General features: G+C 44.4%; 8 protein-coding genes and 1 pseudogene. All 9 read left to right on the top strand.

Annotation, left to right across the window (positions count from 1 at the left end):
* Positions 1-108: 108 nt before the first annotated feature.
* Positions 109-757, top strand: a pseudogene (locus HBA50_RS08030) (ABC transporter ATP-binding protein); the annotation flags it as partial.
* Between the two features lie 218 nt (positions 758-975).
* Complete coding sequence (locus HBA50_RS08025; protein ID WP_045498727.1) at positions 976-1,839, top strand: ABC transporter permease; 864 nt, start codon at positions 976-978, stop codon at positions 1,837-1,839.
* Between the two features lie 20 nt (positions 1,840-1,859).
* A complete protein-coding gene (locus HBA50_RS08020; RefSeq protein ID WP_045498731.1) occupies positions 1,860-2,315 on the top strand; it encodes a LytTR family DNA-binding domain-containing protein in 456 nt (151 codons plus the stop codon).
* Between the two features lie 10 nt (positions 2,316-2,325).
* Positions 2,326-2,727, top strand: coding sequence for a DUF3021 domain-containing protein (locus HBA50_RS08015; RefSeq protein ID WP_045498734.1), 402 nt, complete (start codon positions 2,326-2,328; stop codon positions 2,725-2,727).
* Positions 2,728-2,904: 177 nt separating this feature from the next.
* Positions 2,905-3,471, top strand: a complete 567-nt coding sequence (locus HBA50_RS08010) for a TetR/AcrR family transcriptional regulator (protein ID WP_045498737.1) — start codon at positions 2,905-2,907, stop codon at positions 3,469-3,471.
* A gap of 177 nt (positions 3,472-3,648) precedes the next feature.
* Entirely contained in the window at positions 3,649-3,996 is a 348-nt protein-coding gene (locus tag HBA50_RS08005; protein WP_045498740.1) for a hypothetical protein, read from the top strand.
* A gap of 9 nt (positions 3,997-4,005) precedes the next feature.
* The gene (locus HBA50_RS08000) at positions 4,006-4,353 is read left to right on the top strand and encodes a class Ib ribonucleoside-diphosphate reductase assembly flavoprotein NrdI (protein WP_045498743.1); all 348 of its coding nucleotides are present in this window, start codon (positions 4,006-4,008) and stop codon (positions 4,351-4,353) included.
* A 249-nt stretch (positions 4,354-4,602) separates the two neighbouring features.
* Complete coding sequence (gene bgaA / locus HBA50_RS07995) at positions 4,603-11,424, top strand: LPXTG-anchored adhesin/beta-galactosidase BgaA (RefSeq protein ID WP_045498746.1); 6,822 nt, start codon at positions 4,603-4,605, stop codon at positions 11,422-11,424.
* A gap of 421 nt (positions 11,425-11,845) precedes the next feature.
* Positions 11,846-11,977 carry a hypothetical protein gene (locus HBA50_RS10490; RefSeq protein ID WP_257000845.1) on the top strand — a complete coding sequence of 44 codons (132 nt, stop codon included), beginning with the start codon at positions 11,846-11,848 and terminating at the stop codon, positions 11,975-11,977.
* Positions 11,978-11,987 lie beyond the last annotated feature (10 nt).

The raw sequence follows: 11,987 nt of genomic DNA, 5'->3' as shown, positions 1-11,987 counted from the left end.
GGATTTTTACCTCTCATCTCCCTCATTTTACCGCTTGTCCAAAAAGCCGAGATTTTTCAAAAAAGACTTGCTATCATAGTCTCAGAAGTTAAGACAGGAGAAAAGATCATGTTAGTCCAAGTAAAAAATCTGACCAAAGTTTATGGAGACAAGGTAGCAGTTAATGGCCTGAATTTAGAAATTGAGTCAGGCAGTTTCACAGCCATTCTAGGGCCAAATGGAGCAGGAAAATCGACAACCATTCAGATGCTGATTGGACTTTTGCAGCCGACATCAGGACAAATCATTTATGCAGAACAAACCAAGCTGGGCGTAGTCTTTCAAAATAGTGTGCTGGATGCTAATTTAACGGTAGTTGAAAATCTGCGAATTCGTGCTAAGCAGTACAAGCAGGTGGCGACTGGTAAGATTGAACAGTTGATCGAGCAACTGGGGCTGACTAGCTTTGCCAAACAGCGCTATGGGACACTTTCTGGCGGACAAAAGCGACGGGTAGACATTGCCCGTGCGTTGCTCAATAGTCCTGATTTACTTTTTCTAGATGAGCCAACAACAGGCTTGGATATCCAGACTAGAGAAAGCATCTGGAAGCTGCTCAAAGGCTTGCAGCAGAAGGAAAAGATGACCGTAGTTTTGACTACCCACTATCTCAATGAAGCTGATGATGCGGATAAGATCTATATCGTAGACCATGGTCAAGTCATCGCTCAGGGCTCTGCCGACCAGATCAAGGAGCGCTATGCCCGCAATGTTTTGCGGATTCTGACCTCAGATTCAGAGGGCTTGAAGGCCGCTTTACCGACTAGTTGCGAATGGGAGCAAGGCAAGGAAAATGAGTTTTTCTTTTATCCAGAGGCGACCCAAGAAGCGCTGACGTTGCTGAGCCAGCTTAGCTCCTATATTGAACAATTTGAATTTCAAGCAGGGACGATGGATGATGCCTTTATGGCTCTGACAGGAAGAGAGGTACGTTAAATGTTAATGTTGATCAAACGAAATTTTTTACTCTATTTTCGCAATCATAGTGGGGTGATCCTATCTCTCTTTGGAGCCATTATTCCCTTTGTTTTATATCTGGTTTTTCTAAAGAACAACATGAAAGGCTCTTGGTCATACAGTAGCCATGCGACGGAACTGCTCGACTTTTGGTTGATTAGCGGAACGCTGGCTGTCACCGCCTTGACAACTACCCTATCAGCTTTTTCACAACAAACTGAAGACCGAGAAAGAAAGGTGACTGCCGACCTCTTTATCACAGATTTAGGGCAATGGGGCTTGCGGTTTAGCTACTTAATCAGTGCCCTTGTGATTGGTTTTGTCATGCAAGTCTTCATGTTTGCTGTCATGCTGACCTACTTTATCCTAGCGGACAAGATCTCCTTTGACTGGGCGCTTCTTCCCCAGCTGGTCGGCCTCATGATGCTCAATAGCTTGCTGGCAAGTCTCCTCAATGCGCTAGTTGTTCCTTGTTTCAAATCGGTGAATTCCTTGGGACAATACGCGACAGTCATTGGTGCAGCTTCTGGTTTTCTAGTGGGAACCTATATTCCGATTGGGACTCTGCCCAGCCTTGCCCAAAATCTCATGAAACTGACTCCCTCAACCTACATGGCCTCCCTCTTCAGACAAGTCCTGATGAAGGATTCTCTGACAGAAGTTTTTGCTGGTCAGGGTCAGCTCCAGCAAGACTTTGAGAAGCTCCTAGGTATTCGTATCGAATGGCAAAAGCTCTTGACAAGCCAAGAAACATACTATATAGTTGGAGTAGTGCTCACGGTAGCAGCCCTGTTCTGGCTAGGTCAAAATTGGCTGCTGAATCGACGGATGAGCTTCAAGTAAAGAAAGTAGGAGGCCTAGGTTTGCAGACAAGATTTGAAGAAGATGCTCAGATTTCTTCCCAAGACCCGCTGGTCGTCGTGAAAGCGGATCAGCTGGTTGGTGAGGCCAAGGCTGTCCTAGATTATTTGGAAAACTTCAAGGCTGGACCAAGTGGTGTCCTGCCTATTAAGTCGGATGATAAGCTGGTCATGCTCAAGATAGAGGATATTATCTTGGCCGATATCAATCAGACAACCTTGATGATTTATAGCACCGAGGGCGTTTATACAACGACAGAAACGCTGACTCGTTTTCAAAATCGTCTCAATAGTCGCAATTTCATTCAGGTGTCGCGGCATGCAGTCATTAACATCGATCATCTGGAATCCTTGTCGGATAGCTTTTCTGGCAATATGACTGCCAAGCTGACCAATCAGATCAAAACCGATGTCAGTCGCCGCTATGTCAAGCTGCTTATGGACTATTTGGGAATTTAGGAGGAAAATCATGACCTTTAAAAAAATTCTTATCGGTATGCAGGATGGTCTGAGAACAGGTAGCTTGGTCTTTCTGCTGGTAGGCCTGTTCTCAGGAAAAACATTTTCGTTGACTTCTAGCTCTATTCTCAGTGTCCTCCTTGTCAGCGCCTTGATTGGAGTAGCAAGCTATATCTTTGATGCGACAGATCGCTTTCCATTTCCTTTCCTACTTTTCTGCCACTTTGTAGTGACAGCGACCATCGTTTGTCTAGCTGTGATCTGCAACGGCTGGGGGACCATGCTTTTCGGCTGGTTCTTCTGGCTAAACTTTGTTTTGATTTACCTCTTGGTTTGGTTTCTTATCTCCGTTGATTCGATGATCAAAACCAAGAAAATCAACGAGGCCTTGAAAAATCGTAGAAAACACTAATGTATCCAAGATGCAAGCAAGTTTTATCAAGAACTTGTTTGTTTTTTTATTTAACAAAGGAGCTATTTTCTCAAACTGCCATCTTCTTTCCAAAGTACGATTTTCTTGACAAAGATTTTTAAAGTGTTATAATTTGAATGAATAGAAAATTAAATTCATTCATAACAGGAGAAAGTCATGGACAAAAAAGCTGAATTATTGGCTGAGGCTAGGCAGGTTTTTGCTGAGAAGGGCTATAAAAAGACGAATATTTCAGATATTACTAAGCGCGCTGGCATAGCTGTTGGTTCCTTTTATAAGTATTATGAGTCCAAGGAAGCTATTTTTTTAGAGGTTTATGTAGCTGAGAATAACCGCATACGTGAGGAAACCATGCAGCGCGTGGATTGGCTGGGTGAGCCAGAGGCAGTCGTTGAACAGCTTTTTGCCGTCACTTTTGAGTTGATTTCGCCTAATAAAATTTTGGCTGAGTGGACCAAGCCAGGCATTTCTCAGATCTTGCACGACTACTATAATCAGGATGCTGGCCGCGCGGCCAATGCCTTTCACCAGTTTCTGATTCGGACTTTCAGCCAGCGCTTGCAGGAGAAGGGCTTTTCACAAGAGGAAGTCGCCCAAATCATGAAGGCTTATGATTTGCTCTACTACATTGACATGCATGTGACAGAGCAGGATTTTCCAGGTTATTTTGAGAGTATCGAGACATTGGTGAAATATTTTTTAAAGGGAGTTTTTGCTAAATAAGAATTTTCTTTTCTTGGAAGATGAGGTGAATGAATTTATTAGAATATTCATTCAGATAAGGGGGTAGATTTGTGTGATATAGACGATGGAGAAAGCAAATTAGAGGAAAATATTTTTTTGAGAAAACTTGAATGAAGTCTTGATAATATTCATTCAAGTCAGAAAGTGAGGAAAATGATGATGAAACAAGGTGGAAATCTATTGAGTGGAAGGACTATTTTGGGGCTTTGCCTAGTTGCGATTGGTTTTTTGACCCTTGGTTATGGTGGGGTGGAATTTGGCTTTGGACTAAGTTTGGGCTTTCAGTCATTTCTGATTGGTGGTCTTATTTGTATCTTGCTTGGATTGCTTGTGATGCCAGGTGTAGCAGTAGCTGTCAAGCTGGTGGTCTTGGCCTTGACGGCGATCAGTATCTTGCTCTATATTCACAGTATGCCTGATTTGGAAATTCTCTTACAACTGATATCGGATGTGGCTGTTATAGGCTTTGCTACTTTTCTAGCAGTGCTTCTTTTGAGAAAGTAGGGAGAGGAAATGATTATAGTTTATGATTCGGTAACGGGTGTTGGGAAGAAATTTGCAGAATCGCTGGGTTATCCGACACAAAGCATAAAGGAAAAGTTGGAGGAACCCTGCATTCTCATTACGCGAAATGCTGGGGCTGGGAAAATTCCCTGGTCCACTAAGCGCTTTATTAAGAAACATTCAAGCTTGATTAAGGGGTTTGTCAATAATGGAGATTCGGTGAAGCATGGACGGACCTTCTGCGGGGCGACAGCTTTGATTATCGAAAAATATGGGCTGCCGCACATCTGCGATATTGACCGAGGTGGCAAGAAAGAAGACATCAAACTTGTGCAGGAATACCTGGCTAAACTCTAAGAACAGATTATTTATATGATAAATATATGGGAAAAGGATGGGTGATAATCACTCATCCTTTTTATAGAAATGTTTGATAAAGTTTGTTTTTCTCCTAATTTTAGAAAAAACGCTCAAAAATATAAAAAAGGTTCTTGGCTTATTGAGATAAACGATCCTGTTTTATAAAATAGGAGGGAAACGATTATAAAAGTAAAGCGTTTTCTTTAAAAATGGAAGCGGTTACTAAAGAAAAAGAAGGAGGATCCTATGGGAAAGGATCATTGGAATCGAAGGAGAGTTTATAGCATAAGGAAGTTTTCTATTGGCGTTTGCTCGATAGTTATTGGAACTTGCTTCCTCTTATTTGGAGCGAGTGTTGCGGGAGCAAGTCCAGTTTATGCAGAGGAGACAACTGCGTTGGTTGCTACAGAAAAGCCTGTGGAGGAAAAAACCGTTGAGGAAGAAGTGAGTGCCGAACCAGTGACAAGTCAGGCAGCTGAGCCTGTTGTGCATTCTCAGGAGGAGAAAAAAGAAGAAAGTCCTCAGCTTTCTAAAGCGGTGGAGGAAGTTTCAACAGCATCTCAAAATGGAGTAAAAGAGAATGCACAAGAAGCTACTAAAGAAAAAGCTGCGCAGCCTGAGATAAAATCTGCGACCAAGGAAGAAGTGAGCCAAATGATCGAAGACAGAAAAGTGAATTTTAATCAGAATTGGCACTTTAAATTAAATGCTAATGCTAAGGAAGCTGTCCAAGCTGAGACGGATGTCACATCGTGGAAAAAATTGGATCTGCCTCATGACTGGAGTATCCACTTTGATTTTGACCATGAGTCGCCTGCACAGAATGAAGGTGGCCAGCTCAACGGTGGAGATGCTTGGTATCGTAAGCCTCTGAAATTAGACGAAAAAGACCTTGATAAAAATGTTCGCCTCACATTTGATGGTGTCTACATGGATTCGCAAGTCTTTGTCAATGGCCAGCTGGTCGGGCATTATCCAAATGGCTACAACCAATTTTCATACGATATTACTCAATACCTCCACAAAGATGGTCGAGAAAATGTCATCGCTGTGCATGTTGTCAACAAGCAACCAAGCAGCCGTTGGTATTCAGGAAGCGGGATCTACCGTGATGTGAGTTTGCAAGTAACAGATAAGGTTCATGTTGAGAAAAATGGTACAACTATCTTAACGCCAGAACTTGAGAAACAACAAAACGGTAAGGTCGCTACTCATGTGACGAGTAAGATTGTCAATACAGACGATAAAGACCATGAAATCACAGCAGAATATCAGATTGTCAGACGTGGAGGTGAGGCAGTCACAGACCTCATCCGCACTGCTAGCCAAAAAATAAAAGCCCACGAGAGCAGTGCCATTCAGGCAAGTTTAGAAGTAGAAAAGCCGGAACTGTGGGCTGTGTTTAATGACAAGCCTGCCTTGTATGAGCTGGTAACACGGGTCTATCGTGATGGTCAGCTAGTCGATGCTAAGAAAGACTTGTTTGGCTATCGTTATTACAACTGGACTCCAAACGAAGGTTTCTCCCTCAATGGCCAGAAGGTCAAGTTCCACGGAGTATCCTTGCACCATGACCACGGGGCTCTAGGAGCAGAAGAAAACTATAAGGCTGAGTATCGTCGCCTCAAGCAAATGAAGGAAATGGGTGTCAACTCTATTCGTACGACCCACAATCCTGCAAGCGAACAGACTTTGCAGATTGCGGCGGAGCTTGGTCTGATGGTTCAAGAAGAGGCTTTTGACACTTGGTATGGAGGCAAGAAGCCGTACGATTACGGTCGTTTCTTTGAAAAAGACGCCACTCACCCAGAGGCTAAAAAGGGCGAAAAATGGTCTGACTATGATCTGCGGACCATGGTTGAAAGAGGCAAAAATAATCCAGCCATCGTTATGTGGTCAATCGGAAATGAAATCGGTGAAGCAAACGGCGATGCTCATTCGTTAGCGACGGTTAAACGTCTGGTCAAGGTCATCAAGTCAGTTGATAAGACTCGCTATGTTACGATGGGGGCTGACAAATTCCGCTTTGGTGATGGTAGCGGTGGTCATGAAAAGATCGCAGATGAACTGGATGCAGTTGGCTTTAACTACTCAGAAGATAATTACAAGGCCTTACGTGCCAAACATCCAAACTGGTTGATTTATGGTTCTGAAACGTCTTCGGCAACCCGTACACGTGGCAGCTATTTCCATCCAGAGCAAGAATGGGTTGGAAGCAATCAGTCTTGGCGCAACTATGAGCAGTCTGACTATGGGAATGACCGTGTTGGCTGGGGTAAAACGGCAACCGCTTCTTGGACCTTTGACCGAGACAATGCGGGCTATGCAGGACAATTTATCTGGACAGGTACAGACTATATCGGTGAGCCAACTCCTTGGCACAACCAAAACAACACACCTGTGAAAAGCTCTTATTTTGGAATAGTGGACACGGCGGGTATTCCGAAAAATGACTATTACCTTTACCAAAGTCAGTGGGTTTCAGCTAAGAAGAAACCGATGGTTCACCTGCTTCCTCACTGGAACTGGGAAGATCAAGACTTGGCAGACAATGTTGCAGATGCTGAAAATAAAATACCAGTTCGTGCATACTCCAATGCTACTAGCGTTGAATTGTACTTGAACAACCAATCTTTGGGAGTCAAGAAATTTAATAAAAAAGAAACCAGCGATGGCCGCAGCTATCAAGAAGGAGCAAATCCTCAAGAACTCTACCTTGAGTGGAAAGTGGCTTATCAGCCAGGCACTTTGGAAGCTGTAGCTCGTGATGAGCAAGGTAAAGAAATTGCTCGCGACAAGATTGTCACAGCAGGTCAGCCTGCAGGTGTACGCTTGGTCAAGGAAGAGCACGCTATCGCAGCAGATGGAAAAGACTTGACCTATATCTACTATGAAATCGTCGACCGTGACGGCAATGTCGTGCCAACGGCCAATAACCTGGTTCGCTTCCAGTTGCATGGACAAGGCCAGCTTGTCGGTGTGGATAATGGTGAGCAAGCTAGTCGTGAACGTTATAAGGAACAAGCAGACGGTTCTTGGATCCGCAAAGCCTTTAACGGTAAGGGAGTTGCCATTGTCAAATCAACAGACCAAGCAGGTAAATTCACGCTGACTGCCCATTCTGGTTTATTAAAATCAGACCAAGTGACAGTCTTTACTGGCAAGGACGAGCAGAAAGAAAAGACTGTTTTGGGTACAGAAGTGCCAAACGTTCGTACAGTTTTGGGACAAGCCCCAAGCTTGCCAGCGACAGTTCCTTTTGTTTACAGTGACGGTAGTCGTGCGGAACGCCCTGTGACTTGGTCACAAGCAGACGTTAGCCATTCAGGTATTGTAACTGTCAAAGGAGAAGCAGACGGTCGCCAAGTAGAAGCACGTGTGGAAGTTTTAGCTGTTGAAAGAGAATTGCCAGTTATCAAACGAGTAGCTCCTGGAACGGACTTGAGCAGTGTAGACAAGTCGATCCCTCTTGCTCTAACTGACGGCAGTGTCGAACATTATGATGTAGATAAATGGGAAATCGCGCCAGAAGATCAAGCTAAATTGTCTGTGGCAGGTTCTCGTATTCCAATGACCGGCCATCTAGCAGGCGATACCATTACTGCTACCTTGCTCGTGGAAGAAGGGGAAGCAGCTGGACCTGTGACGCCACTAGTGACTGTGGGTGGTGAGGCGGTATCGGACCTGGCCAGTCAAAAACCAGTCCATTATCATAGCCTTGCCTATGGAGCGCAGCTCCCTTCAGTGACAGCTACAGCTGAAAATGCGGATGTGACTGTGGTTCAAGCCAGTGCTTCAAACGGTATGCGCGCAAATATTTATGTCCAGCCAAAAGATGGCGGAGCCCTGCAAACTTATGCTGTGCAATTCATTGAAGAAGCTCCTAAAATTGACCATTTGAGCCTCCAAGTTGAGCAAGCTGACGGTCTCAAAGAAGACCAGACTGTCCAATTAACTGTTTTGGCGCACTATCAAGATGGCACTCAGGCAGTTTTACAGGCTGATAAGGTGGCCTTCTCTACGAAAGGTGAAGGAGACGTTGCCGTTCATAAAGGAAGCTTGGAACTACACAAGCCAGGAAATGTGACTTTGAAAGCAGAGTATGACGGTGCTGAAGGGCAAGTGGAGTTAACTATTCAAGCCAATACGGAGAAGAAAGTGGTTCAAGCAGTCCGCCCAGTTCATGTGGTAACAGACTTGCATCAGGAACCAAAACTGCCAACAACTGTGACGGTTGAGTACGATAAAGGCTTCCCTAAAGTTCACAAGGTTACTTGGCAGGTTGTCGAAAAAGAAAACCTTGATCGCTATCATACTTTTGAAGTGGTCGGAAAAGTTGAAGGTATTGAGCAGGAAGCGCGTGCTAAGGTGTCTGTGGAAGGCATTGTCGCAGTAGAGGAAGTCAGCGTGACAACCCCACTTGCGGAAGTGCCACACCTGCCAGAGAGTGTCCGGACTTATCATTCAAATGGCCAAGTTTCCTCAGCAAAAGTTACTTGGGACGCTATTTCGCCAAGTCAATATCAAAAAGAAGGCGTTTTCACGGTCACTGGACAGGTAGAAGGCACTCAGTTGCCAACCAAACTCCATGTCCGTGTCTCTGCTAAGACTGAAAATGGAGCCAATATTTCGGACCAATGGACAGGTTCAGAGTTGCCACTGGCCTTTGCTTCAGACTCTAATCCAAGTGACCCAGTATCTTATGTCAATGATAAGGTGATTTCTTACAATGACCAACCAGCGAATCGTTGGACAAACTGGAACCGTCAAGATGAGGCTTCAGTTGGCGTTCTCTTTGGAGATTCTGGCATTATGACCAAGCGGGCGGTTGACAATCTGAATGTAGCCTTCCACGAAGATCACGGGGTTGGTGCTCCGAAATCCTACGTGATCGAGTATTATGCTGGCAAGACCGTGCCGACTGCGCCTAAAAATCCTAGCTTTGTCGAAAGTGAAGAGCATGTCTTCAACGATAATGCCAACTGGAAACCGGTGACTAACCTCAAAGCTCCAGATCAGCTCAAAGCTGGGGAAATGAATCACTTTAACTTTGATAAAGTCGATACTTATGCCCTTCGGATTCGTATGGTGAGAGCGGATGACAAGTGGGGAACCTCTATCACAGAAGTCCAAATCTTCTCTAAACAAGTGGCTGCAGAGAAAGAGGCAGCAACTCGTATCCAAGTAGCTGGTCAAGACTTGCCAAACTTTAACCCAAGCTTGACTGACTATTATCTCCCAGCTAATGACGGAAAAGTACCAGCAGTAACTGCTAGTGTCAGCAATAACGGTCTGGCAACAGTCGTGCCAAGTGTCCATGAGGGAGATCCTGTTCGTGTTGTCGTGAAGGCAGAAAATGGAGATATCCTTGGAGAATACCGCCTCCACTTTACAAATGATAAAGACTTGCTGGCTCGTAGGCCAGTAGCAGCGGTGAAACAGTCTCGCTTGCTTCACCTAGGTCAAAGTCTAGACTTGCCAAACAAAGTTCCTGTTTACTTCACTGGTAAATCAGACTATGAAGTCAAAGACCTGACTGTCGAGTGGGAGCCAGTTCCAGTTGAAAATTTGGCAAAAGCTGGTGAATTTACTGTTCGAGGTCGCCTGCTAGGTAGTGGCCTGCCTGTCGAGCTCTCTGTTCGAGTGACCGATAAGCAAGGCGCGTCTGTGTCAGACAATCCATATTATGATGAAAATAGCAATCAAGCCTTTGCTTCAGCAACCAATGATATTGACCCAGGTTCTCATGACCGTGTGGACTATATCAATGATGGGGATCATGATGACAGTCGTCGTTGGAGTAATTGGTCTGCTACTCCATCAGCGAATCCAGAAGTCTCAGCAGGTGTCATCTTCAAGAATCAAGGCAAGATTGTCAAGCGGACGGTCGTTCAAGCCAAACTGCGCTTCTTTGCCGATAGCGGAACAGATGCACCATCTAAGCTTGTTTTAGAGCGCTATGTTGGACCGGATTTTGATGCTCCTGTCTATTACTCAAACTACCAAGCCTACGAGCCGAATCATCCGTTTAACAACCCTGACAACTGGGAAGCTGTTCCATATAACATCAACCAAGAAATCCAGGCAGGCACGGAACTTACAGCAAGCTTTAAGGCTGTCAAGTCGAAAGCGATGAGATGGCGGATGGAAAGAAAAGATGACAAGAATGGAGTTGCTCTGACGGAGATGACCTTCTTGGCACCAAGTGAATTGGCTAAGGAAAGTACAAATTCTAAGATTTTGGTAGATGGAAAAGAACTGCCAGACTTCTCTCATGAGCGTCAGAATTACCAAGTGACTTATATCGGTCAACGTCCGAAGATCACAGTAGCAGAAAGCGACCAAGTAGCTTCAACGGTTGTGGATAGTGGAGATGATTATTTGCCAGTCTTGGTGCGCCTTGTTTCAGAAAATGGTAAGCAGGTTAAGGAATACCGCATCCAATTGACCAAGGAAAAACCAGTGACTGGGAAAACTGCAGCTGCTGTCCAAGAGGAACTTCCAAGTTTAGAAGTCCTCGAACAAGAGCTCAACTTCCAAACAGTTGAAAAAGAGGATCCGACGCTCAAACTAGGAGAAAAGCGTGTGGCTCAAGAAGGCCAAAATGGTCAGGAACGAGTTCTCACAGAAGTTTATCCAGATGGTAAGCGAGAAGAGAAGCTAAGAGAAGTTCTTCAAGCTCCGACAGATCGAATCGTACTCGTCGGAACGAAGAAAGAAACTACACAGTCATCACCTGAACATCATCATGTGACTCCTCAAAAACCGGAGGAGACTGGTAAGGGCGAAACTCGGATTGTAGAAGTTAAGAAAGGTCAAAGTCCGACTCAGTCAGCTGCAGAAAGACCTGCTCAAGCACCGGAAAAATCCGAAGAAGAACCAAAGGCTGAAGAAGCAAAACAAAAGACTGAAGAAACAAAATCGGAAGCTAGAAAAGTAAGTCAAACAGACAGTGGTCGTTTGCCAAACACAGGAAACCGTTCTGCACAGCTAGCAGCACTGGCAGGAATGGGATTGTTAGGCTTAGTAGCTAGTCTAGTAGCAAAACTAAAGAAAAAAGAAGATTAAGTCTCGTAGAGAATTAATCTTGACAATTAAACCTGTCAAATGAAGAGAGTGGGACAGAAATCGGTAATTCGTTAGAATTCGATTTCGTCGTCCCACCTCCGCACAGTTAAGTAGGGCTGTAAAAGCTGATGAAATCAGCGTAGTAGAGCCCACTCAACCACTGCGTCTTGCTCGACAATCCAAAGACAATTGAGAGGCTAGGACTTTTGTCCCAGCCTCTTTTGCTGTTTTTTCTAGGGAATTGTAGAAAATAGAGCAACTGAACTATCAATCGTCAAACTTTCTATTTAAGATGACAAAAATGTAAGTTTAAAGCTTAAAATGAAAGGTTATTCGATGGTAGCGGGACGGGGAATTTTATATCATATAGGTGTAAGGAAAAACAAATCACAAATAATATCCAAATAAAAGGAGGCCCACTATGAAAACAAATCTCTTCAACCATAAACAAAAAATGCAAATGGCGCAAAAGATTTCTAAGGAAGAAATCGAAAAAACCAGACTGGGCTGTGCATCAAGCCAGTATTATTTCTGGCTACAGTATAGTCATTAAGAAGCAGATG

Source organism: Streptococcus cristatus ATCC 51100 (assembly GCF_011612585.1).
Lineage (GTDB): Bacteria > Bacillota > Bacilli > Lactobacillales > Streptococcaceae > Streptococcus > Streptococcus cristatus_H.
Note: the sequence above shows the minus strand (reverse complement) of the source record. Positions and strands in the feature narration are given on the sequence as shown.